Genomic DNA, 23546 nt, shown 5'->3' with positions numbered 1-23546 from the left:
GTACATTGTACCGCCGCGGTGGAGATAAAAGGCTCGTCAGACCTCGTGCTTTGGCTGAACTGCACGTATGGCATCTAGCGCCAAGCGAACGGCATCGATGCCTGAGACGCGGGGCTCGATCCGCCTGAAAATCACGCGGCCGTTTCGGTACTCCAGGCCCAACACCTTCCTGTCCCGCCATCGTGACGCCAGAGGCTTGTTGCGCAAGGTGATCGCGACGGCTTCGGGCCCAACATCAACTTTGCCGACACCCAGTTCCGACGCTGCTATCCGCAACCTGGTAAGTTCCAGCAGAACGGTCACTTCGCCAGGCATGTCACCAAAGCGGTCCTCGAGCTCCTCGCTGAATGCATCAAGGTCCAAGTCAGAACGAATACGAGAGAGCCGCGCATAGAGGCCGACACGGACAGTAGGCTCGTTTACATAGCTTTCGGGAAAAGCCCCTTTTGCAGGCACGTTGATGTTGGCAAGTTGCCTGTTGGGGTCGGCCCCTTCTCCAGCCGCCGAGACCGCCCGCTCCAGCAAGTGCTCGTAGAGGCCCACTCCGATCAGTTTCATATGCCCAGCCTGATCTTCGCCGAACAGATCGCCGGCGCCGCGCAGGTCGAGGTCCCTTTGACTGATTGCCAGGCCGGAGCCAAGCCGATCGAGCGCAAGCATTGTCGAAAGCCGGGCCCTGGTGCCGTCGGCCAGCTCAACGCCAGGTTCCGTCAGAAGAAACGCAGCCGCTTGCATCGCTCCTCTACCGACCCGACCCCGTAGCTGGTGCAACTGCGCCAGACCGAACCGGTCCGGGCGCCAGACAATGATGGTGTTGGCTCGAGGCACATCGAGCCCACTCTCGATGATGTCGGTGCTCAACAAAATGTCGCCATCACCGTCAGCGAATCCGACCATGACTTCGTCCAGCTGCCTCCCTTTCATTTCACCGTGCGCCGTCATGATGCCGAGTTCCGGCACCAGCCTGTTCAGCTGGTCAGAGACCGGGCCAATGTCCTCGATGCGAGGAACCACGAAGAAACTCTGTCCACCCCTGTGAAATTCACGCAAGAGGGCCGCGCGCACCGATGCTGGATCGAACGCTGCCAGGATCGTGCGGACGGGACGTCTTTTGGCGGGCGGAGAGTTTAGAACGCTGACATCCTGGATGCCCGACAGCGCCGATTGCAGCGTCCGCGGTATCGGCGTGGCGCTCATGCTCAGCGTGTGAAGGCAGGGCGCCATGTTCCGCAGGGCCAGCTTCAACTTGACGCCGAACCGGTGCTCCTCGTCAATCACCAGCAGTCCAAGATTGGCGAAAGTGACGCTCCTGGACGACAAGGCCTGAGTACCCACGACGATCGTAACCTGGCCGCTCCGCAGGCCCTCCTTTGCCGCTTTTGCCTTTGCTGCCCCGACCATCCTTGACAGGTGGGCGACCTGCAGGCCCGTTCCTGCGAAACGGCGGCTGAACGTCTCATAGTGCTGTCGTGCCAACACGGTTGTCGGCGCTATGACCGCAACCTGTTTCCCGCAGAGGGCGGCGGCGGCGCAAGCACGCAAAGCCACCTCTGTCTTGCCGAAGCCAACATCACCGCAGACGAGCCGGTTCATTGTTCTCCCCGAGGAAAGGTCGTCGAGCACAGCGCGGATGGCGGCGGCCTGGTCAGGAGTCTCGGTATAGGGAAATTTCGCCGCAAAACGGGCCAAGTCCGCGCGGGAGGGCTTGATGATCTCGGCGGGCTGGCTGGACCTCATCTCGGCAAGGCCCACCAGGCGCTTGGCCAGCCTGTCGATCTCGCGCAACGCAGCCTCGCGTCGCTTGGGCCAGCTCTCGCCGTTGAGGCGATCGAGCGACACGGCCTCCGGTTCCGAGCCGTAGCGCCATATTTTCCCAAAGTCGTCGACCGGAACCAGCAAGGAAGCCCCGCCATGATATTCCAGCCTGACAACATCCTGGTGCTGACCAGCCAAGTCGACCTGTTCGACCGCCGCGAGCACGCCCAGGCCATGGTCTTCATGGACGACGACGTCGCCGATGCGCAACTCGGGTTCGAGTATGCTTGCGGCCATGCCGGCATCCGCCTTCAGCGCAGGGCCAAACAGGTCGGCTGCGGCGACCATCGCGATACCGGATTGCGCGTCGACAAACCCTTCATCGAGGACGAAGCCAGCCTTGAGAAGAGAGCCTCTCGCGGCCGAAAGTATTTGCGGTGAGTCGACCGCTTCCTCAGCCCGCCGGCCTAGCTTTCTATTGAGCAGGCGATCTGCTCGCTGCAGTTCAGAGGCATCGCCGGTCAACACCACCCTGGCCCCGGCGCTTGTTTGCCTTGTCACGAATTCAGCGAATTCGTACCCGGGCCGGGCCAGGCGAAAGAATTTGGGAACTCGCTCGGCAGAAACGGCAAGTCTCGTGGAGCGGTTGCGCACGGAAGCATCCCACTCTTCACGCGACAGGTAAAATTGTTCCGGCAAAGGTTTCTCGCGCCCGGCAGCCTCCTGCCTGGCACGGCGTGCATCCTCGATCAGGTCCAGAATTTTGTCGAGCGGCTGCCCGTCGATACCTTCAAGGAAGGAGATCGAGGCGCTCGACGCAGTGTCGAAGACAGATGGCATCGCGCCATATAATGCGACCAGGCGCTCTTCCATCGACGTCGCGCGCATCGCTGTCAGCTCAGGATGATCACCAGCTTTAAACATCAGCTCGGATGCCGGTCCGACAGCAATCGAGTCTCGAACCTGGTCGCTGAGTTGACTGATCGGATCGTAGGTCTTGAGCTCTCGAATGCAGCTGTCTGGGCCAAGGACGACGCGAACGGGGTCCTCCGCGCCAGCGGGGAAGATGTCCATGAGATCGCCCCGAAAAGCTATTTCACCCGGTTCGTCGACCCTCTCGTCGACGACATAGCCAAAAGCTTCGGACCTTGTTCTGAAATCATCCCGGTCGAACTTTTGCCCCACCTCCAGAATTGCGAAACCGCCAGCAATGACCTGGGCGGGCGGCACCCGCTGCAGACTGGCTTCGATCGACATTACAGCGATGCGCGCACGATCGGGCTTCGTTGCCATGTGACACAACGCACGAAGCCTCCGCCCCATATTGGCGCGTGTGGGCCACACCCTGTCGTAAGGCAGGCAATCCCAGGACGGCAGCAAGATGATCTCCGCGTGCGGCAGGAACTGACGCAAAGCCCCGACGATCTCGTCGGCGCTGCGTTCCGAGGCAGTTATATGGATAATGTGCTTGTGCCGGCTGGCCTCCAGCCCACCGGCCAGCGCTGCCGCGATTGCTGAAGATGGCGGGACGCCGTGCTCTATCGTAAACCCGCTGTCATCCGTGTGATCGATTTGTTCGACATCCGTCCGCGAAATATGCCTGTTCACTGAAATCTCACCTTGTCCCCAGAAGAACGTCAGCACAGCGACCCCGTTCCTGGCGGCGCGCATTAAAGTGTTCCAGGACGGGGCAGCCGGTGCGGCGTTGATGCATTGCTTCCTAGCTGCCCTAAGAACTGGCGGCTGTGATTCTGTCACCTTGAATCACGCTCGACGCCGGCAGAACGCTCTGTGCGTCGGGCCATGCCGCGCGGTGGCCCGTCCGCCGGAGTTAGTATGTGCACATGCTGAATTGCCGAAATGACGATAACCACGCGAGGGATTGTCGAGAAAGCTGTTCGAGTTCGTCCTCGTCCGTTATCCCAGCTTGGTAGTAAGCCAGGATGCGCGATGCACTCCGTTCTCTCTTGGTCTCGGTCTCGGTCTCGTTTTTTGGGGTTGCTGCGCGCCAAAACGCGGCTCAGTACGGCCAGCTCTGATGGGGTGAAGGCGTCTCTATGCTTGCATCAACTCCGCGCCGCCCGCCTCGGGTGGGGAGCCGAGGCGGGCTGAAGCTGTGGGGATCCAGCTTCCGATGCCGGGCGACAGGCGATTGTGCAAGAGGGATTGTCCGGCGCGGCCCAACGCAGGATGGACAGAATGTTCCGGGAGTTTTGGTGAGGCGAAAATAATTGGCCAAGAGCCAGAAGCACGGCGCAGGATACGGCATGTAAGACTTGCCGGCGTGCGATCCAGTCAGCAGCTCGGGCCAAGATCCGAATCCTGGATGTGAGTTTCTGGACCTTGCTGAGCATTTAAGAGTTGAGGTACGGCCGTTATGATCTGCGGCAGAAAGAAGGGCTTGGTGATCATATTATGCTGTTGGGAACACCTTCGGCTCCCCAGTGTACCTCGCTATCGCCGCTGATACGCTGCCGCGATCGATTGACGTCCTGAGGTCGCCTTGGACAACGCCAAGACGGGCTTGGTGCTTCGACAGCCAAGTGCCAGACGATGAGGACGATTGCAGGCCTACAGCAGCCGCGCGAATGGTTTCTCGCTGTAAGCTCGTGTTGGGTTGGTACGCTGCGGCGGCTTGCCGGCGCGGTCGCTTTGATCAAGCTTCCTGCTGATCTTCAGAAGCCTGCTGGATTTGGGTCATCACCTTTCGGGGATCGACATTCTCTGCCAGTTGCCGCAGCTCTTTGTCGGCCGGGGTGGAGACATTCAGACGCACCGCCAAGGCAGCCACCATCTCGATCAGCCGCGTGGTTTCATGTTCGTTAAGGAGGCTGATCTGCAAATCCAGTTCCGCTCGGCGCTCGCTGTGTTCGGCCATTCTGTTCTGATTGATCAGCACGAAGGTAGACAGGAAGATTGCCTCGACGGAAGCGACCATGGCCAGGATCACGAAAGTTGGGTCCCAAGCTGGGATGGCTGGTATCGCGCCTAGGTTTACAAGGATCCAGGCGACGAGGATTGCGAGATGCAGATAGACGAAAGTCATGCTCCCCGCGAAGCGCGAAATAGCCCCGGCAATCCGCACCTGAACGCTTTGGTGCTCCTCCTGTTGTCGCCTGTGCTCGACCAGTGCCTCTATGTTCTGGTGGAGCACCGAATGCATGTTGGCTGGACGTTGGTCGCTCATTTGAAAAGCTCGTTTGAACGACGATCTCGTGCAAGCGGCGTCACTTGTCGCCCGCCTGGAACATTTGCGGAGCCGGACCTGGCTTGAACTCGTCGGCACGCAGCTTACCTCGCTGCCGACGGTTCGATTGGGAAAGGGCGTGCCGTGCTGAAATCGTGTGCACCATACCGACTACTGCCTGCGGGGCGCTCTGATGAACCATATGGCCAGCGCCCGGAATCACCTCGAGGAGAGACCCACCAACTTCGGCATGCAGGCGCCGTGCATCCCGTTCCGCATCGAACAACCGGTCTCCAGATCCCGCCAGGATGCCGGTCGGTACGGAAATGTCCTTATAGCTGGCCTTCTTCGACAGGGCCGCGGCCAGCATAGATGCTGACTCCGAACAAACCGCCCGCAGTTGGGAAGGGCGGCTGGCGGCATCCTTGGCGGATGCGGCGAAGTCGCTGGCGATCATAGCGGGTCGAAATATCTTTTCCATTGCCCAAGGCCAGGCAAGCCTCACAAGCAGCGGCAACAAGGTGTGGCGAAACCCCGTTCCGATCACCGGCAATGCCGGGAGTGCGGCCAGTGCAAGATCCAGCCGCGGTGGCGGATAGTAATAGCCTGAGACAAGCACAATGCCGGCGACCGATGAAGAATGCCTGCGCGCCAACTCGAGGGCGATCCAGGCTCCCCAGGAATGTCCAAGCACGAGATATTTCTTAATACCCAATCTGCCGGCGGCGGCATGTATGAGGTCGGCTTGGTCGCAAGCGGACCAGCGCCGGGTGCGCGAACGTGAGCTTCGCCCAAAGCCGGGACGGTCAAATGCGAGCACCCGGTAGGTCTTTGCCGCCTCATCGAAGACGCCGCTCGACTTGAAATCCTCCGCCATGGATCCATTGCCATGCAGGAGAAGCAGCGGCATGCCGGTTCCGGCTTCGATAAAATGCAGGCGCAGACCATCAATTGCCATCATACGTCCGCATGTCAGGCTGACGATCGCACGTTTGGCGCGGATGGCGTTGTATCCCGCTAATGCCGCTAATGCAGCGACGGACAACCCGGCCGCTAGTTTCGCCCCGTCTCTGTCCAACGCCATGCGCGTGCCTTAGAAGCTGTCTGCGTGACCCAACCTTCGAGGTCACAGCTTGTTCCGCCACCCTGTGCCTGGCGCGGAAGGCTTTTCAACGCCTGGCGATCGCCATGGCCGCGATCTTGCAATGATCCATGCTTGCGTCCCGAGGAGATGCTCCCCGGGATAAACGATCGTTCCATCATCGCGCACACAGCGCCTGGCGTCAGGCTGGCCTCCTCGGCATGACCGGCCCAAGAGTATGCATGACGCGTCAGCCTTCTCCGAGCAGGTAGTCGGAAATAATGCGGCGGTGGCACCGCCACCAGACGGCTTCCGCGCACATGATTGGGCAGCGATGCCGGCTGCTAAGCTCTCGCAGTTCCGCCAAGCCTTTGGCGAACGGCTCCGCCGGTGAGCGCTGTCTGCTAACGTGGCTCTCTTTGGAAACGTAAGCCCGCTGCCTGGGCGGGGGGCTTGGGGTTAGGCAGCGGGCTTCGTAGGCGATTAGGGGTTCAGACGAACCGAACCCACGCAAACGGTGCTCTCAGAGTGTTAACGAGACCTTAACGAAGCTCGGAGCGTTTTACCAATCTTGGCGACCTGTGGATAACCCTCGCAGTTACGCGTTCAATGACAGAGTTGAGGTCCACGGCTTCGCGGTCCCCTGGACAGCGTATTTCGAAAGTTCAGCAAGGTGCATCTCATGTCTTTCGTCCATTGAAGCCCGCCCGCGAGAACCGTGGCCCCCTAGTGCGGATCCAGCCAAGATGATTTTCCCGCGTTCCTCGATACCCCGTTGTCTAATTGAATTGCTGTGTACTGTTCGGCGAGGTCGCTTCGAAATGGGCCTTTGTCAAAGAACTTGAGATTGCAGCCGATGGCATAGCCGACATGTTTCGGGCGAATCTTCAGATCATCCTTCGGCGCGCTGCGTTGATGCTCCGGAACGTCACCGGCCTCCCGCCAGAGCCAGCAACACAGGACGCATTGAACTCCCTCGCCGCCGAGATGAACATCGGCCGGTATCATTCAGATCGTGCTGAGGGAGTGGCTAGAAACGAATGCATATCTGCCAGTCCCGATGATTGACGATAGCAACATGGCTCGCAAGGAAATGGCCCGCAGAAAAAGGCCCGTGCCTGACGGCCGGGCCAAATTTTGGGAACTACGCCTATAGAGCGGTTATTCTCAGCCGCCCATCTTCTTTGCCATGGCACAGAAATCCGCGTGCGACTTGTTGAGCGTGGTGTCGCCGCAGTCTTTCAGCACCGCCTTTTGTTCATCCGGTTTCATGGACATCCATGCGGTCTTGAAATCCGCTTCCGACCTCAAGGTTTTCATGCCGGCATCCGTGAAGAAAGGTGACATCTTTGCAGGATCATCGAGCGCGGAAGTGGTGCTGCTGCCAGCCAGCGCTGAGCCCGTCATCACTGCGAGCGCCATCGCGCCCATCGTAAGCATTTTGATGCTCATTTTTACCTCCGTTAGTTCTACACGCGCAAATCGCGTGACCTGGGGAAAAAACGTCGGCGTCTGAACTCTGTTCCCGCATCTCGCCGATTCCGCATCGGCAGCCGTCTGACGCGCGCTGGTGTCGTGGAGAATGGCCGGTGCAGTGAGCAGTCCACCGTGCGGCGACGGACCACTGCGGCCAGCCTAAAGTGCGATCGGCAAACGCGGGCCCATTAACCACCTTCCTGGATAGATCGGACCCCAATGGGGATGCGGGGAGTTTGCCCTGCATGGAAAATCACAAGCACAGATTCTATTGTCATATTGAGCGCGACGGATTGTGGGGAGTTTGGGATTGCGTCGCCAACAGGCCGGCAAGGTTGGGCGGTGGCGACCTTCGCGATTGCACTGCCCAACGGGCTGAAGCTGCGGAACACGTCCTCACGAGAATTTACGACGGCGGACTTGATGCCGTCGCTATCCGCATCGCTGGCATTGTCAGTTCTGCGGGTTCGGCCTGATCGATCCCCGGCAGCCAGGCGCTTACCCAGCCTTAGGGGGGCAGCACCGGTCCAGTGGTGTTCCACCGGATGAACTCGACCTCTTTCCCGGTGACGTCCCGCACGGCCTTCAATAGCACCTCGTGCAGGACGCGCGTCTGCCTGTAGTGGTCGCAATGTGGTGATATGAACGGCTTGATGATGCTTAGGTGCAGCGCTTCCGCTGCCACCAGGAAGCGCTCGATTTCAGCCTGTGATAACTGCTTTGAGGGTTTTGACCTAGCCATTGCGACACCTTTTGAGAGTCGCCCCACCTGAGGACAATATTCCTACCGCGAGCGTTCACTGTAAAGGCTCAAACGTCGAAAAGGTCGTTTGGTCCCACGCCAATTTCGTCAATGAGGTCCGGCGTGTTGTTTCGCGGGCTTCCGACCTTCCTGTCAATCGGCCACATCTTCATCAGTTCCGAAGGATATGGCTTCATAAGGTCGCGTGGATCCAGTTCCGGTCCGAGCCAGCGCATGTAATCGGCAGGCGCCAGAATAACCGGCATGCGATCATGGATCGTCGCCATCAACGTATTAGGCTCGCAGGTGACGACAGCGAAGGTCCGGATCAACTCGCCGGTGGCCTTGTCGGCATATTCTTCCCATACTCCAGCCATGGCAAAAGGCTCGTCATCCTTCATGGCGATAGCGTAAGGCTGCTTTTTCTTGCCCGAAACATCGAGCTTTTGCCATTCGAAATAGCCGTCGACGGGCACCAGGCAACGGCGCGCGGCGTATGCTTTTCGGAACATGCCGTTGCTGGCAATCGTCTCGCACCGCGCATTGACAGGCGGTGGCCGCCCGCCGCCATCGCGCGCCCAGCCGGGAACCAGCCCCCACTTCGCAGAAACGAAACCGGCCATGCTCGTGGAAAGCTCTTCACGTACAATGATTGGATAGGTCAGGCTGGGAGCGCCATTCCAGACCGGGAACCCGTTGCCCAAACGCTCAACGTCGCCAGGGTGCGCGAACTCGAAGCGCCGTACCATGTCCGGGATGGTCGATTTTACAAAAACGCCTCCACACATTTACGGTCGTCTCATTGACAAGGATCGAGGCCGCCCAAAATGGGAACGGAGTGAGAACGAGTCAAGGTTGTTGTGATGCCGAAGAAGCCAAAGGACGTAATGCTGCCAGGAGTATCGGGCGTCACAATCGATATCGATGACCGTGACAATCCTAGGGTCTGCCTGGTCGGGCTGTTGACTGACGAGGGAAAGCGATCCTTCACATTGAACGAAAACGGGGCACGGATGATGGTGAAGGCGTTGCACTCATTTCTCGATCTCCTCGACGGATCTACCTCCGTGACAAAGCCAAAACGCCCGGCCAACTGAGAACACAGCGCATGATCAACCCGCCGAAGCGACAGGACGAATATCAGGACCGCGCTAAGGGTCATTAAAGCCCACCGGGTGCATAAACTCTTGCGCCGACCTGGAGGAACATGCGTCCGCAGTCGAAGTTCGGAATGCGCTTGGTAAGGAAATCTCCTTGAAACAGCCGAGCAAGGCCCGCCACTGGCTCCGAGACCCGGTGGCGGGCCACCCGCAATCAAATCTTTTCGTAGGCTGGAACCTGTTTCTGAAATCGAAGTTGGAAATGTGCTTGGTTGAGATTCCCCTCCTCAAATCCAAGCTCTGGTGCAAGTGCAAGGCCCGCCGCTGTAATTGTGTCCTCAGCGGCGGGCTTACTTCGTCAGGCGCTCCACGGTCTCAATGATCGCCTTGGCCAATGCCTCGCCTTCATAGATCGGCTCTGGGCCATAGTAGCCCCGTCAACCATTCCTCGGATGGCAGCACGCCGGGAGGGCAGACCTGCTCGATGGCCATTCGGACGGGCTTCAAGGCTGCGCGTTCGCCAGTGAGTTCGATTGCCACAGGGGGCGATACCGGCTGCGGTGTCATAATTTCGCCTCGCGGATCGCAAAGTCGCATGGCGCAGCTTGTCCTCGCGCTTCAAGGTCTTCACGCGTCCGACAAGGCCAGGTTTGATCCATTCGGCGTCGGGCTTGTCCGCTCCCTTCGGCGTGCCTTTCCCCTCTTGCACCTTGGCCCATAGGCGTTCGCGCATGGCTTTGGTCAGGGCGATGTTTGCTGATCCGACGTAGCGGCGTTCCGCATCGCGGGTCGCCATCAATGCGAGGGGAGCTGAACCGGGTTTTAGCTGCACGCCTGCAACCTCAAAGTCGACTTCCTCGTAGCATTTGGTTTTCAGCCACGCTTCGGTGTCGCCTGACCGATACACGCTGTCCGGCCGCCTCGACACCATGCCCTCCAGGCCCATGCGATCAACCGCAGCGTAGAAGTCAGCCCCGCCGCCATGTACATGGTGGCTGTACTGGATCACGCCCCTGGCAGGCCCGACGAGTTCGAGCAGCTTTTCGCGACGTTCCAGCAAAGGTGCGGGGCGCAGGTTGATGCCATCGTGGTGCAGCAGATCGAAGGCGACGAAGATGATCCGATCCGGGGCCCATCGCATCGCCGACCGCAGCGAATGGAAAGCCGACACACCCTTTTTGTTAAGGACGATTGCCTCGCCGTCGATGATTGCCGAATTGGGGAAAGGGTTGCCGCCGCCTCGACAATCGTCTTGTACGTCGATGACCAGTCGTAGCCCCTTCGCGTGATCGCTCGGGCCGTGCCGTTCTCGACTTGCGTCCGATAGCCATCGTACTTGATTCCGTGAACCCAGTTGTCCCCTGTCGGCGGCACCTCGACAAGCGTGGGAAACATTGGACGGATGAACTTCAGACGCATGAACTGACCCGCAAAACTGCGATTCAATTTAGCACGCGCTAAGATGGTTCCGGAACATTTTAGACGAATTGAATGTTTGATGGCCATGGCGAAGCTATCTGACCTTGGACCACCCATTCCCGGCAAGGAGCACGGCGGCGAGCCTGCCGACGAGGACGACAATTTCTACACCTGCCCGATCTGCGGTCAGCAGGTCGACATGCGCGACCTACGCCAAGTCATTTGGCACGAACGGCCAAAACACCGGCCTCTGCTCGTTTCGGTGGAGTAGACTTTTTACGTTTTGGCCGGAACGGAGACTGCAAGAGCGGTCAACCTGACATCCAAGATGCCACTAGCAGGGCGCATAAGGATGAGACCAGAGCAGCGGCTGCAAGAAGGACTCCTGTGCTCTGCCAATCTGGCGCCGGCTCGTATAACAGCTTGGCGGGCGGCTGATTATCATTCATGGGAAGCATCAAATTAGGTTCCGCTAATTCCTGACGCTGGCACCGGGACGGCGGCCAACCCGGTGGGGAACGCGTTGCAATGATCTCACCAGGCTGCATGCGCTCTCCGTGATGAGTGCCCGCCACGCCAAGCGAGCCGTGGCGGGCAATCAACCAACCGACGATGAGGGGACTATTGATCGTCGACGTCACTGCAAACGTGCACAAAACGCCAATGTTTCACGGGTCAGACCTTTGCGCCTCGGCATTGGACTTTCGTCGAGTGCTTACGCGGCCCGGCGCGCTCGTGGGGGGGCTGCTCGTGCCACCAAATTGAAAGGGCGCCCGTTAGGCGGCCCTCAAAATCTCGAATAGTCCCCTACCAACCCTGCATCGAGTACCAGTCGTCAACGTCTCTCCGAACCCGGTCCTTCTCAAGGCCGTATCTTTCCTGAATTTTTCCTTCGAGCTGATCGCGCTTGCCGGCAATGCGGTCCAAATCGTCGTCAGTCAGCTTGCCCCACTGTTCCTTAACCTTGCCCTTGACCTGCTTCCAATTACCTTCAACGCGGTTCCAATCCATGGCCTTGGCCTCCTTGGTTGCACCGTAGTTGAAACGTTCGCAGCCCGGCTAAGTTCCGGGCACTTGATGGACAAAGAGCCGCCGCTGATGGTGGAAAAGGCCCGCCGCTGAGGGAAGCAGTGAAGGGATGCCGTGTCGTGGTCAAGTTCCTTCAGCTCAAAGATTTGGTTGTGGAGAGCGGTCACGATAATCACTCATCGCGAGAGCCGCCTCGGTGCGGTTTCGCACACTTAGTTTTGACATAACCCTGGTCATGTGGTGCTTGATTGTCTTCTCGTGGAGGTTCAGGCGCCGTGCGACCTCCTTGTTGCTCAGCCCCTCCGCCACTAGCCGCAGGATTTCCGTTTGCCTTTCGGTCATCTGCCGCAGCCGGTCTGCTGTGCTGTTAGCAGGGGACTGGAGATCCGAGAGCAGCCGTGCCGAAAGAGTTGGCGTGAGGTAGCTCTCGCCGGCCGCTACGTTGCGCAGGATGTCAGCGAGCCCGCGCGACCCTACGCCTTTGAGGACATAGCCGCGCACCCCTGCATTCAGAGCCTTAGTTACATCGGCGTTGGCCTCCGATACGGTCAACATGACAATCTTCTGGGTGGGGTAGCTGGCGAGGATGCTCTCAACCGCCGCGAGGCCGCCGCCCGGCAAAGAGATGTCGAGCAGCAATATGTCGGGTCGCACCGTAGAGGCGAGGCGTTCGGCATCCTGCGCCGTGGCGCCCGCGCCAACCATCTCGAAGCCTCCGATCTCTGACAGGCTGCGCATCACGCCTTCGCGAAAGAGTGGATGATCTTCGACAACAGCGATGCGAATGGCGCCGACCATGCTTGCTCCCCTCAACAGCGTGCGCTGAAAACGTTATTGAACTTGCTGATGGATTTTAGGTTCCGCTCATAAACCAAAAAATGCCCGCTCTACGGAGAGGGTTCGCCGCCGTTCGACGCCGTTGGGTGTTGCTGATTGAGCAGTGTGGACAACGCCGTAATGATCTGGGGAGGGAAGAACGGCTTGACGATCATCACGCTGTCTGGGACGCCTTCAGAGCCCCAGGAAATAGCACCATCGCCGCTGATGTAGACCACAGGTAGGGTTGGATTGCTTCGCCTTACATGCCTGGCTACTTCCCACCCAGTTTCTCCCGAGCCGAGACGGATGTCCGTAAGGAGGCCGGCGAACTTGTTTGGATCCTCATCAAACGCCTGTACGGCGGCTTCGGCACTCGGCACTCCTACGACGAGAAAGCCCGCGTCCTGCAAAGCTGTTTCAAGGTCGAGCAGGATCAAGAGCTCGTCTTCGACGACCAGAATAGCGCTTTCGCTCATGAACCACCCTCCCGGCCGCCACAACGGCGCGATTGAGTGTTGGTTCCACCGATCAACGGGGTGGGACAGCGGCGGCGGGGGTCTGGAGTAGCTGGGATCGCCCAGCATAGGTCAACATGCGGCGGCGGGGTTGGTGCTTTAGCCGTTCTCTGGCGATGTTTCGCTTCGAAAATTGAAATATAAAGCCCCCAGGATCCGGTTTGCCCGCAAAGGCGCCAGCGCCTATATGCTTGGACTTAGCCGAAGCAGAGGAGAATGAGCTTGATCGACGAGGATGCCGATGGAGCGACGATAGCCAGAGAGACGATTTCCGCGGCAAGAGAATGCGCTCGTATGATCGGCAAGATTGGGCCTAGGTTCACGGCGCTCGAACTGGCCGAGATGGAGGAAGCTGTTGGACGAATAACCAACGCAATCGAATTGAAAAAACGAATGAACGCTGCCCCGTAGCAAAGGCATTGGGCGCCAGGGGGTGGCAGAAGCGCGCCGAGACCATAATGCGCGCGCTGAGATCGCCAATAAGGCGGCGGAAAGCCCCTGGACAAAAGGGGCTAGTTCGGCCCCTTTTCCTCTTCGAGCTAATCGATGCGCTTTTGTAGTTTGCGCATTAGCTCCTTCTAGGTCCACATCGGCGGTAATGCGAATGCGGTCATCGTAGAGCACGAGCGATGACGTGCCCTCCGCAACAGCGACTTGCGCTACAGGCGTGGCCACTCCACCGCCAAAGAACCTAGGCGCCGGGTGCCGACTCATCTCGGCGAATTTCTTCTCCATCGACACTTCCTTGTCGCACCAATATGCGGTGATCAGCGAAGCCAGGGCCGCAGCCGCCATTCCTGTGACGCCCAGCGCACCAAGCCCCATGAGCTTCCACCGGGTAACCTCGGCAGTGACCGCCTTCACTCCCGTCATATCGTCGTTGAGCTTGCTGACAGCGGCTTCGGTTGCCGCCACACAGTCAACCAGCTCGTCGGTTTTCGCATACATCTTGGACCGGCTGGCGGCAGCGCGCTGTTCGGACTGCTCGTAGCTCAAGGCAGCACGGGAATCGCTGTCCTTGATGTCGCGTCGGATCTCCGTTATGTCGCGCTGCATGTTCTGCGTGGCCTCCAAGAGCCGCCGATTATCATTTCCAGGCTCTTGTTTGCCGAAGTTGCCATGTCAGGCTTTCCAACCGCAGAGCTTGGCGCCCTTTTCATTGTGCGCCAGGATCGCCGCAACCGACCCATCCGAGAGCGTGGCGACTTCCGCCTTCGTGAGACGGATAGGATGCTCCACGGCGCAAAAGCTGCCTCCGACCGTAGTGCAGGAGATCGTTGCAAAAAGTGCAAAGATCATCGTCAGGATTTTGACCATTCGCCCAACCTCCCCCGGTTGTCGCCAAGAGCGCGGCCGGCCACGGCATCATCGATCTTCTGGCCTTCGATGCGCGCTGCGGCGTCGGCCGCGTCCTGCTTGGCCTGGTTCTTCGCTTTGCCCATGGCATAGGCTCGCCAGAGCGCGACGAGCCCGGCCGCGCCGGCAAGGAGGTACGGCCACAACTGAGCGACGAGAGCAGCGAGGAAGGCGGACATCACTCCGCGACCTCCGCCTTGATCTGGCGCACCGCAGAGACGATCTGTGAGCGAAACAGGAGCAGGACCAGCAGGAGCACCAGCAGGACCACACCGCCAGCCAGGACGGCTTGCCAGTCCATGCCCGCAAGCCAGCCAAGCCCGATAGCGCCGGAACCGAAGAGGCCGGTCAGCCAAGACAGAAAGCCGGATTTCTCCTTGACCTTCTGTTCGACCTTTTCAGGAACAACGGGTTTGTCGACCGGCACCTTCACCTCGACAGTGACCGGCGGCGGAGTGTCGGGCAAAGCTGACAGCTTCAGCGCTTCGGCGCGCACCGACTTGACGCGGTCGGACCAGCCCTTGCCGAGGGTCTTCCATGTCGGGAGACGCTTCAGGAAGCCTAGGCGATTGTCGCACAGCGCGTCGATGACAACGCCGGCCGGCTTAGCCTTTACGGCTGCAATGGTGGCCGGGCCAATGCGCCCATCCTGCTTAATCCCCACAACGGCCTGAAGATATTTGGCCGCGCGACCGGGACCGCTATTCACTGCGAAACCAAAAACAGCGTAGTCGACCCCGCTGGGAAGCTGGGCGCCGGCCGTCGCATCCCAGTAGAAACGGCGGTAGACCGTCGCGACCTGGGCGTCAGTGATTTTGCGCAGATCGGCCTTCGTCGCATCGGCCTTCACATAGCGGCGGAAGTTGGTGAGCGTGACGCCTTTCATGGTTGGCGCCGCTGGGATCGGCCGGGTTGTCCACCCAGAGGCCTTCAGATTTCAGAACGAGCGCAAGCGCCCGCGCGAAGTTGCGGTCCATGGCTAGTACCTTTCCGCCCTGAGGGGCAGTTGTTGAATTGGCAATGGAGGTGGACGGCTGAAATCAGCCGGTTAAGCAAATCAGCGGTCTAGCCGCTGGCACTCATCAAGTAGGCCACCAAGCTCCAGGCAGAGATCGACGCGGCCGAGGCTGTTGGCCTTGTCGTCAATCCCGATGCGGCGGTTGTAGGCCGTGACGGCGTCTTTTAGTTGAGAAACACGACCGGCCTTGTGACCGCTGGAGTAGGCGAAACCAGCGATGCAAATACTAGCAGCGATTGCAAGCGCGGCAGTCTTGGGGTTCATTGGCATTTTCGCCCCTCGATCAACTTGGGAAGAATTCGTCCATGGAAGACAGTTTGACTGAATTGGCAGCGCGGCTCCAGATGCAATGGAGGGCGTGGGCTCCCGCGATTGGCCTTGGTGTTGCCTCCGCCATCGGCATGATTTGGACCGTCTATCTACCGATTGTCGGATTGCGTCACCTGCTCGGATACAACTAAACCTCTAGAATCCGCACGACGGCATTCCACGCGTAGGATTTGCTGCAACGCCGGTAACAGTGACCTCCAGGCCGAGCCTACCGAGCGCGACCGAGCAATCCAGGGATGCCGCGTCAGTCGCATTTTCGCCTATGACCGTCTTCGTGATCGACCCTTCGGTTGCCAGCGTTCCAGAAGTGTGCGCACCACGCCGGTCACAGGACTTCTCCTTCGCTTTGTACATTTCGAACGTTGAAGCGCTTTGGGCGCTATGATTTGTTGGTGCCTTCGTCGTGTGTGGGAGTGCGGGCCGTGGACGATGACCAAAGGGCTGGTGTTCGTATCGAACACATCGACGGCCAGTGGGCGGTACAACTCGTCGAGAATGGCGAAACCACCCAGCATCTTTTCGAGACCGAGGAATTCGCGAGGAACTTCGCCGCCGGTCAGTGGCTAAGGCTAAACCCGAAGCCTATTCCCCCAATGCGCCGGCGACGCCGTTAGAGCGCTAAGCTTAAAAATGCTCTTTCGCGGATGCTGCACCGGGGCCGGAACTTTGATGCAATAGCGAAGTTCGAGGAGGGAGATGCTTTCGCAACAGGCGCCACTTCACGAGAGGCCGGAGCAATGGTGGACAATCTATCTCGCAGGGAAGAACAACGCGGCACGCGAAGACTCATGGCGTGGGGCGTGGCGGTTATTGCCGTCATTTTCCTAGGCCTAATGGCATTCTTTGTACTCACGCCCTTATCGAACGGCTCTTGGCAGACGGCACCGTTCAAGCGTGCTCCTGTGCAAAACCAGGGCGGTAATGCGCCAGTGGATACGTCACCCAGCCCGGGCGTGAAAAAAGACCCTCAGGAAAATACTGAAATGCCGGAGCAGCAGTAGTGTTCCGACCCGCTGGCAAACTTTTTCCGGGGCGGGGCGGCGATCTTGTCGAACACGTCCTCTTCCTCTGCGTCGCGAATGGCCTTGGTGTCGCCTCCAAGGATCGGGACCGGCCTTCCCTCGATTGCTGAGCTTACAAAATTGCCCAATTCGGAGGCCTGATGCTACACGTGTGTCGGCACAAGCAAATCTGCACAGCAGCTATGCACGATCCACGATTGCAGAAATCGCTGGGCAGCGGGTAGATTTTGATTGTCGGCCATCTACTCCTCCCAGATGCGATGCCGGCGCTGAATGAGGCGCACCTCCTCCCGCGCCACATTCGAAAATCGAGCCCGCTGCCACCTCCTCCCGGCAGCGGGCTTTTTTTGTCTTCGCCAGCAGACACAGTGGCAAGCATCCGCGATGGCCTGCGAAACCATCCGTAAACCATGCCAAGACGGTAAATATTTTATCTCGAACCGATCGGGTTGCAGGAGGTTGTGGGCGGGTCTGCAACAAAGAGGCCCAGCCGATCCATGCACCGCTTACCCATCTTGCCCGCCCTGTTGATCTCCTTCGGGATTGCCTACGGAATTTGCGTCTGGGCGACGTCGGATAAGCCGGTCAGCTTTTTCGAAGCCCAAGCGGCATCGCAAATGCGTGGACCTGTCGATCGCTCTGAATAGCTGTAACGCCACGGAAGGTGGGGCGGTCCGGTCCTACTATTCACATGGCCACCTTCGTGCACGAGCGCGCGGGCAAGCGCCTCACGGCAATGGCGTAGGTCGAGTTGAGCTTAATAGGTTTCGGAGCGCCGTGCCTTTGCCATCGCCGTGGCTACAGCTTCTCGCACGGTTGGACCTAATGGCTCGGCCAAGCGCCGAGCGGCGTCATCTTTCTGTTCAAGGTAAGAAGGATGGGTAGCGGACTTCGCCAGCATGAAAAACGCGATTATGCACAACGCGCAGAAGCACGCGATCACGGCAAGTGAGCAGGCAATTACGACCTCAGCCATTGGGATTGTCCTCTAAATGTCGGGTGCGAGTCGGCGAATGATGTCCGCTACATAGGACGGGGCGAGGTGAGCATAGTGCTTCTCCACCATTCGGGTGTCGCTGCGACCAAGGGCCTGTGCCACGATGATCAACGGAGCGCCATTTCGAACCATCGTGCTGGCGTAGGTATGCCGCAGCTCATGTAGCGTCACATCCGACAGGCCGGCCTGTTTCAAGAGCGCTTTCCAGGGCCGATGGTAAATAGCCTTGGCCCAAACGACGCCGCTGTCTTGGGTAAGCAGGGGTTCACTGCCTTATCGATGGTTGGCTCTTGGTTCAGCAGGGTCCAGACAAAGAGCTCCTCCGCCACAACAATTCAGCGCATCAACCCCGCCGCGCGCAGAGCATTTTCGATGACCTTGGAAATCCCACTTGCCGGACCGCGCGCATTGGCTCGCTCCGGCGTGGGATCGATTCGGACTGCCCGCCGTTTTTCCGTTGGTGCAAAGGACTGCAATGCGGCGCCTGAAGCGACCTCGGCTTTGGCTTTGCGTCGCACGTCCGGCTTCGTCAATTCCCAGAAGCGGGCGATGTGGCGTGTCGAGGAAATCCCAACATCCAGCATGAAAGGCCCCGCGTTGCCGAGACCATCGCCGTCGCCAGTTTGCAGTGGCGTCCCATGGCCCATGCCGGCAATGGTGAACGTCTCGACTACCTCGCGCCCGTTGCTGTCGCTCCAGACCTTCCGCGTCTGGCCGTCGACCTTCTCTATGCGTGTTGGCTTTTCGCCGAGATTGTGCACGCTTTGCCACTGCGCCAGGACTGCATCCGCATTGGCAGGCACAACAGTCGTGTCGGCCGAGCCCTGCCATATCGAAATACGCGGCCACGGACCCTTGTGCGGCGAGGCCGCCCGCAACAGCCGCTGGAGGTCGGCTTGGGACGGACCGCCATGGCCGCGCATGCGGTCGAAGGCTGCGGAGATCGTCGAGGCACTTCCATAGGCGAGCCCGGCAATGATCGCGCCGCCGGCAAACAGTTCGGGATAGTCCGCCAGCATCACCGCCGCCATAGCGCCGCCGGCGGACAGACCGGTGAGAAAGATCCTCTTGCGATCGAGGCCATGCGTAACCACTGCCGCCTCGATCATCTGGCGGATGGACAGTGCCTCGCCGCTGTCGCGCCTGATATCGCCTGGTACAAACCAGTTGAAGCAAAGATTGGGGTTGTTGGCGCGCTGCTGCTCGGGGAACAGCACCGCAAAACCATGCTCGGCGGCGAGCTCGCTCCAGCCGGAGCCATGATCATAGCTGGCCGCGTTCTGGGTGCAGCCATGCAGCACGACGACCAGCGCCGCCTGCCGGGCCAGGTTCTTCGGAAGATAAAGCCTCGCGCGCAAGGCTCCGGGATTGGACCCGAACCCTGTAATTTCGGACAAGTGAGCGTCGTTCCGTTCTCCGGATCCAGCTGCTGGCCGCGCGTGCATCGCGTTCAGGCGAGCGATCGTATCGGATATATTTCGCAAGTCGGTGTCCTTGTGCGCCGGAATGGCACGGTCCTGCACAACGCACATGCAGCAATATCGTTGCTGCGATGCACAAGAACAAGCCGTTGCGTCCGTGAACCTATAGATTGAATTGCGCGCTCGGTGAGGCGAACTCAGAGGCCCAGCGCTAGTCTAAGTTTGCGGAGGAAACAAACCGGGTTTGCGGAGGAAACAAACCGGGAAACGTCCTCGCCGTTTGCAAGCCGCCTCTCGAGTAGCCCGAGCGACGACACAATGACTGAGAGCATGTTATCAAAATCATGGGCGATGCCGGCGGTCAGTTGGCCAACCGCCTCCATTTTGTGCGCCTGGTGAAGTGCCCGCTCGCTCTTCAGGCGACCTCGGCCGCCTCGGCCACGCGACGTTCGAGTGTATGGGAGTTTAAGCAGTTCGGCGTTGGCCCGCTCTGCAGTGCGGCGCGCTTCCAGAAGCTCTCGTTCATAGCGGCGGCGGTCGGACGCATTGAAGACGGTGATGCGGATGAACCGCAGATTGCCCGATTCGCCTCGCCGCTCCGCGGCGTTGACGAGGACAGGAAGGGTCGATCCATCCGCGCAGACCAGGTCCAGCGCGACCTCGCTGAAAAATGCTTGCATCCGCATCAGCGGAGCAAGTGGGTTTCGTAGTAGATTTTGCCCGCGATGTTCAGGTAATCCTGAAACCACCTGAGCAACGATAGCTAGCGTTGCCAGATCGCCTGCCGGTTTAGCGGTCGCGTAGTACGGCTCATGTCTTGCCTGGTCGGTGCCTTGGGTTCAGCCAAGGATCAGTTGAGCAAGCACCATAGTGAGAGCCATCGATACCGGAACGGCTATAAGGCAACACGTCTCAATGATCCTGTTCTCTCGCTTATCCATCTTCGTCACCTCCCGATTTTCGTTCTCATTTTGACGTCTACAGCCAGCCGTGAGAAGCGGTTCCAGGCGGTGGCCGTCAGAGATGCCGCCGCTGCTGCATATTAGCAACACCTTGTCGAACCCTCGGCTGCCGAGCATTAGTCCTCCTCGCAGCGGCGAAGCGTGGCGCCCCGCAACCCTGCATGATGTCTTCGAAGATCGGGCCGATCTCTTCATCGATCTCCTGGCCCGGAATGCCCTGGCTCGCGCTGCCCGTTTTGCGTCCACAGCCATATCGATCACCATCCGATATCCAATGGGAGAGAAAATCGCTTCCCCGCTTGCTCATTCTTCCCGAAAGTCCTGCAGCCATGCATGGCAAGAGTCTGCCTCGCCACGCACATGCTTCACGCTTCATGCCTTTTGGCGCCGATCAGGCGTGGCTTTGATGCCAGCCCCTCCAGACCGGCTTCATCGATCAGGTGATGGATTGGCCTCGCTGGGCAGCGCCTGGCTGAATTGGATGCGGATGTTGGCGGGGATCACGCTTTCAAGGATCTCACGCCGTTCCTCCAGTGCCATGTCGCGCAGGTCATGACCGTTGAGGTGCAGCAGGTCGAAGGCGACAAAGTAGAGGTCGTGCTGCCGTCGTGTGATGCCTTGCGCAGCTCGGCGAAGTCAGACAGGCCGGCATCGTTCAACACAGCCGCACTTTCGCGACGCCAAGTGACTCCACTTGGCTGCAAATGCGCGCTGGTCGCCGAAGGTGCGTAAGCGCACCCCTTGATAGGGATCGGAATTCCGCATGTCAGGGTCTGCTCCAATCGGAACCGCACGGCTCAACCATTCGCCGGAAAGGACTGTTTCTCGCCGATACGAGCTCGTAAACATGGCTCGCTCCGAGTTCACGTCGGACAAGCGGAAGCTCTCGGCGCTGAAGTTGCAGGCTGCCGCGGCGATAGCGGCGTTTCTGACAAAGATTCGCCAGATCAGAATCGAGTTCACCTTCCGTCATCCACTCTTTGGATGATATGGAAAAGGTGCTCGGGAGACGAGAATGACGGTTAAGGAGGCGAACTGACATTCGCCGAAGATCGGAGGATGCATGTCGAAGACCGATGCAGTCGACGCATGCGGTGAAGTCGCCAAATGATAGGCGGTTGTTTCAGGCCGGGGATGGGCGGTTGGCTTGGCATTGCGCTCCTGGCCCTCTTGCCTTCCGGTCCGGCCTTCGCTTTTGAAAGCCCGGATGAAGTTAGCGCAGCGAATCCCCTGAAATGCGGAGCACCTGACGATTATTCCGGGTCGAGCGAATGGGTCAGCAACTTCAGCATCAGCGACAAGCGTCAACCCGTCGGTCCGGTCTTTCAGCAAACACGAAGCAACGTTCTTGATCGTAGGGTTGCGCTTCTACAGAGCGTACTCACGGACAAATCTGTTTACGCCTCAGCGATTGATGGAGTGTTTGGTTCGCAGACAGCAAGCGCTGTGAAGTCCTTCCAGAGCACATATGGAATGCCCGTTGACGGCACAGTGGGGATGCAGACCGGTAGTGCACTCGGGCTGCCGTTTTGGGAAGCGAACAAGGCGCGCAGTCTAGCCCCGCCATTTCGCGACGATGCGAAATATCCTGAAGCTACTGAATTCAACTTCAGAAGTCTGGTCGGGATCGGCAATTTCTTTAGCAGCCTGCCGGACGCTGACTATAGTTCCTCAAATGCGCTTACTCGGAGGGCCCTTCGAACAAACAATCCCGGCGCCATAAACATCTCGAAATGGCAGCGAGACAGCATGAGAGGATATGTGGGTTGCACTCTGCCAGACCGGTACGGCAACCAAACTGCCATTTATGAAACCCCAGAGTATGGGGTAGCTGCTTGGGGTTTTCTCCTCCGCAAGATCTATTTCCACGGAAACAAGTCTAAGGTCACCGTCGGCGACATTGTGGATAAGTATAGAGGCAACAATTCCCGCGATCCTTACATTGATGGATATAAGAAATATTCGGATGGCAAATTGGTCGAAGATTATGAAGTCGACCTGTATAGCAATCGTGAACTCGCGATGCTGGCCATTGCCGCCTACTCGCACGAACTCGGCTCCTGGTATCCTCTCACGGACAAACAGCTTCTGGCAGGCTTTTCAATTACCGATGATTATATTGACTCGGGCGTCAATGACGAAGTCATCGTGTCTTCTGAAGAGATGAATCCGGATCTCTATGTAAAACATCCTGATAGCGAAGGCCCGGCACGCTCGACCGGCTTAACCGCGGCTCAGTTGAGAACAGCCGATGCAAAGGTCCAGGCCGGCCTACAGGAGCTCCTCGATGCAGAGGATGGACCTCCCGGGGCGATCGCCACGCTCTACCGCGACGGTCGCATGACCGTACTCACAGCGGGGCGCGCCGATGTCATATCGGGTGAGGCGCTGGGGGTCGACCAATACATGCGCATCGCCAGCATCTCAAAAGCATTCAACGGCGCCATTGCCCTGCACCTCGTCCAGAAGGGCCGGCTCGGCCTCGACGACACCATCGGCCAGCACCTGCCTGATCTGCCGGCGGCATGGTCGGCCGTCACGGTCCGCCAGATGCTGAACCACACCAGAGGCCTGCCCGACTACTTGCAGTCCAAGGGCTTGGCCGAGCAGGTCGCGACAAATCCTCAAGGTTACGTGCAGCCCATTGAGATCATCGGCTGGGTCCGCAACGACCCGCTCGAGTTTACGCCCGGCACCCAGTATACCTACTCCAACACGGACAACGTCGTCGTCGGGCTGATCGCCGAGGCGGTCACAGGAATGCCCTACGGGACGCTGCTGAAGAACATCGCGTTTGGTCCTGCCGCCCTCGCCCAGACGAGTTTCCCCACGCGCGACATCGCGCTGCCTGGGCCCGCCATCCACGGCTATGTCGTCGCGCCCGGATCCGAGCCGAAAGATGTCACGACCTTCGTCAGCCCGAGCGGTGCGTGGGCGTCGGGCGCGATCGTGTCGACGCCTGATGATTTGTCGATGTTCATACGGGCAGATCTCGGACTGAAGTTCTTCGGCGCTGCCGAGCAGATTGAACAGATGAAGTTCGTGGCCGGCAATTCCAGTCCGCCCGGACCCGGGACGAACGAGGCCGGTCTCGGACTGTTCCGCTACACCACGCCGTGCGGTGTCGTTTATGGCCACACCGGCAGTTTCCCGGGCTACACGCAGTGGGCGGCATCAACCGCCGACGGGACGCGCTCGGTCACCACCACGCTGAACATCGCTGAGCCGGCTGGCGCGTTGCTCGACCGCTTGCGGGAGGTTCAGGCTCAGGCGGTCTGCGCTTTGTTGGGGCACTGACGGGTGTGCATCGCGGGATG

26 protein-coding genes and 1 pseudogene are annotated in these 23546 nt (G+C 59.3%); 5 read left to right on the top strand and 22 right to left on the bottom strand.

The window, feature by feature from the left end:
- Window positions 1–36: 36 nt before the first annotated feature.
- The 8 genes from M729_RS0114780 to M729_RS0114755 form a co-directional block, all read right to left on the bottom strand.
- A complete protein-coding gene (locus M729_RS0114780; RefSeq protein ID WP_027162017.1) occupies window positions 37–3426 on the bottom strand; it encodes a DEAD/DEAH box helicase in 3390 nt (1129 codons plus the stop codon).
- Window positions 3427–4411: 985 nt separating this feature from the next.
- Window positions 4412–4942, bottom strand: coding sequence for a DUF1003 domain-containing protein (locus M729_RS0114775; RefSeq protein WP_027162016.1), 531 nt, complete (start codon window positions 4940–4942; stop codon window positions 4412–4414).
- A 40-nt stretch (window positions 4943–4982) separates the two neighbouring features.
- On the bottom strand, window positions 4983–6026 hold the full coding sequence (locus M729_RS0114770; protein ID WP_027162015.1) for an alpha/beta hydrolase: 1044 nt from the start codon (window positions 6024–6026) through the stop codon (window positions 4983–4985).
- Window positions 6027–6273: 247 nt separating this feature from the next.
- The gene (locus tag M729_RS1000000139265) at window positions 6274–6390 is read right to left on the bottom strand and encodes a DUF488 domain-containing protein (RefSeq protein ID WP_245267578.1); all 117 of its coding nucleotides are present in this window, start codon (window positions 6388–6390) and stop codon (window positions 6274–6276) included.
- Between the two features lie 359 nt (window positions 6391–6749).
- Window positions 6750–7031, bottom strand: a complete 282-nt coding sequence (locus tag M729_RS1000000139850) for a hypothetical protein (RefSeq protein ID WP_164753914.1) — start codon at window positions 7029–7031, stop codon at window positions 6750–6752.
- Between the two features lie 159 nt (window positions 7032–7190).
- Window positions 7191–7475, bottom strand: a complete 285-nt coding sequence (locus M729_RS0114765) for a hypothetical protein (RefSeq protein ID WP_013525246.1) — start codon at window positions 7473–7475, stop codon at window positions 7191–7193.
- 532 nt (window positions 7476–8007) lie between these two features.
- Window positions 8008–8241, bottom strand: a complete 234-nt coding sequence (locus M729_RS1000000139845) for a hypothetical protein (protein WP_013525245.1) — start codon at window positions 8239–8241, stop codon at window positions 8008–8010.
- Between the two features lie 68 nt (window positions 8242–8309).
- The gene (locus M729_RS0114755; RefSeq protein WP_027162014.1) at window positions 8310–9029 is read right to left on the bottom strand and encodes an SOS response-associated peptidase; all 720 of its coding nucleotides are present in this window, start codon (window positions 9027–9029) and stop codon (window positions 8310–8312) included.
- A gap of 75 nt (window positions 9030–9104) precedes the next feature.
- On the opposite strand from M729_RS0114755, the gene M729_RS0114750 reads away from it, so the two are divergent.
- Complete coding sequence (locus M729_RS0114750) at window positions 9105–9338, top strand: hypothetical protein (RefSeq protein WP_027162013.1); 234 nt, start codon at window positions 9105–9107, stop codon at window positions 9336–9338.
- A gap of 361 nt (window positions 9339–9699) precedes the next feature.
- Here the strand turns inward: M729_RS0114750 and M729_RS01000000135190 are convergent, their stop codons facing one another.
- Window positions 9700–10512, bottom strand: a complete 813-nt coding sequence (locus M729_RS01000000135190; protein WP_348626669.1) for an ATP-dependent DNA ligase — start codon at window positions 10510–10512, stop codon at window positions 9700–9702.
- Between the two features lie 333 nt (window positions 10513–10845).
- Between M729_RS01000000135190 and M729_RS0114740 the strand changes: the two genes are divergently transcribed.
- Window positions 10846–11031 (top strand): hypothetical protein, encoded by a 186-nt coding sequence (locus M729_RS0114740; protein ID WP_027162012.1) that lies wholly within the window; start codon window positions 10846–10848, stop codon window positions 11029–11031.
- Window positions 11032–11567: 536 nt separating this feature from the next.
- Here M729_RS0114740 and M729_RS0114735 read toward each other — a convergent pair.
- From M729_RS0114735 to M729_RS0114700, 8 genes are all read right to left on the bottom strand, one after another.
- On the bottom strand, window positions 11568–11771 hold the full coding sequence (locus M729_RS0114735) for a CsbD family protein (protein ID WP_027162011.1): 204 nt from the start codon (window positions 11769–11771) through the stop codon (window positions 11568–11570).
- 156 nt (window positions 11772–11927) lie between these two features.
- Window positions 11928–12587: a response regulator transcription factor gene (locus M729_RS0114730; RefSeq protein ID WP_027162010.1), complete on the bottom strand. Its 660-nt coding sequence runs from the start codon at window positions 12585–12587 to the stop codon at window positions 11928–11930.
- A gap of 89 nt (window positions 12588–12676) precedes the next feature.
- Window positions 12677–13084 (bottom strand): response regulator, encoded by a 408-nt coding sequence (locus tag M729_RS0114725; RefSeq protein ID WP_027162009.1) that lies wholly within the window; start codon window positions 13082–13084, stop codon window positions 12677–12679.
- Window positions 13085–13306: 222 nt separating this feature from the next.
- Window positions 13307–14179, bottom strand: coding sequence for a DUF1515 family protein (locus M729_RS1000000139255; RefSeq protein ID WP_245267577.1), 873 nt, complete (start codon window positions 14177–14179; stop codon window positions 13307–13309).
- A gap of 66 nt (window positions 14180–14245) precedes the next feature.
- Window positions 14246–14440, bottom strand: a complete 195-nt coding sequence (locus M729_RS0114715) for a hypothetical protein (protein ID WP_027162008.1) — start codon at window positions 14438–14440, stop codon at window positions 14246–14248.
- Window positions 14425–14658 carry a hypothetical protein gene (locus M729_RS01000000135180; protein WP_032808467.1) on the bottom strand — a complete coding sequence of 78 codons (234 nt, stop codon included), beginning with the start codon at window positions 14656–14658 and terminating at the stop codon, window positions 14425–14427. The genes M729_RS0114715 and M729_RS01000000135180 overlap by 16 nt, the downstream gene beginning before the upstream one ends.
- On the bottom strand, window positions 14658–15365 hold the full coding sequence (locus M729_RS01000000135175; protein ID WP_245267576.1) for a glycosyl hydrolase 108 family protein: 708 nt from the start codon (window positions 15363–15365) through the stop codon (window positions 14658–14660). Before M729_RS01000000135175 ends, M729_RS01000000135180 begins: the two co-directional genes overlap by 1 nt.
- A 171-nt stretch (window positions 15366–15536) precedes the next feature.
- Window positions 15537–15761, bottom strand: a complete 225-nt coding sequence (locus M729_RS0114700; RefSeq protein WP_027162007.1) for a hypothetical protein — start codon at window positions 15759–15761, stop codon at window positions 15537–15539.
- 488 nt (window positions 15762–16249) lie between these two features.
- Between M729_RS0114700 and M729_RS1000000137240 the strand changes: the two genes are divergently transcribed.
- Both M729_RS1000000137240 and M729_RS0114690 read left to right on the top strand, forming a co-directional pair.
- Window positions 16250–16441, top strand: a complete 192-nt coding sequence (locus M729_RS1000000137240) for a hypothetical protein (RefSeq protein ID WP_082827649.1) — start codon at window positions 16250–16252, stop codon at window positions 16439–16441.
- A gap of 123 nt (window positions 16442–16564) precedes the next feature.
- Entirely contained in the window at window positions 16565–16828 is a 264-nt protein-coding gene (locus tag M729_RS0114690) for a hypothetical protein (RefSeq protein ID WP_013525235.1), read from the top strand.
- Between the two features lie 778 nt (window positions 16829–17606).
- Here the strand turns inward: M729_RS0114690 and M729_RS0114685 are convergent.
- From M729_RS0114685 to M729_RS1000000137225, 5 genes and pseudogenes are all read right to left on the bottom strand, one after another.
- Window positions 17607–17825 carry a hypothetical protein gene (locus M729_RS0114685; protein WP_027162006.1) on the bottom strand — a complete coding sequence of 73 codons (219 nt, stop codon included), beginning with the start codon at window positions 17823–17825 and terminating at the stop codon, window positions 17607–17609.
- Between the two features lie 12 nt (window positions 17826–17837).
- Complete coding sequence (locus tag M729_RS01000000135170) at window positions 17838–18041, bottom strand: tyrosine-type recombinase/integrase (RefSeq protein ID WP_050596255.1); 204 nt, start codon at window positions 18039–18041, stop codon at window positions 17838–17840.
- A 140-nt stretch (window positions 18042–18181) separates the two neighbouring features.
- Window positions 18182–19330 carry a PHB depolymerase family esterase gene (locus M729_RS0114675; protein WP_027162005.1) on the bottom strand — a complete coding sequence of 383 codons (1149 nt, stop codon included), beginning with the start codon at window positions 19328–19330 and terminating at the stop codon, window positions 18182–18184.
- A 134-nt stretch (window positions 19331–19464) separates the two neighbouring features.
- Window positions 19465–19947, bottom strand: a complete 483-nt coding sequence (locus M729_RS1000000138410) for a hypothetical protein (RefSeq protein WP_156949299.1) — start codon at window positions 19945–19947, stop codon at window positions 19465–19467.
- A gap of 683 nt (window positions 19948–20630) precedes the next feature.
- Window positions 20631–20891 (bottom strand): annotated as a pseudogene (locus M729_RS1000000137225) (ATP-dependent DNA ligase); the annotation flags it as partial.
- A gap of 472 nt (window positions 20892–21363) precedes the next feature.
- Between M729_RS1000000137225 and M729_RS1000000137215 the strand changes: the two are divergent.
- Window positions 21364–23526, top strand: a complete 2163-nt coding sequence (locus M729_RS1000000137215; protein WP_084652644.1) for a serine hydrolase — start codon at window positions 21364–21366, stop codon at window positions 23524–23526.
- Window positions 23527–23546 lie beyond the last annotated feature (20 nt).

Source organism: Mesorhizobium sp. WSM1293 (assembly GCF_000513875.1).
Classification (GTDB): Bacteria; Pseudomonadota; Alphaproteobacteria; order Rhizobiales; family Rhizobiaceae; genus Mesorhizobium; species Mesorhizobium ciceri.
The sequence above is the reverse complement of the archived record's forward strand: the minus strand, read 5'-3'. Positions and strand labels throughout refer to the sequence as shown.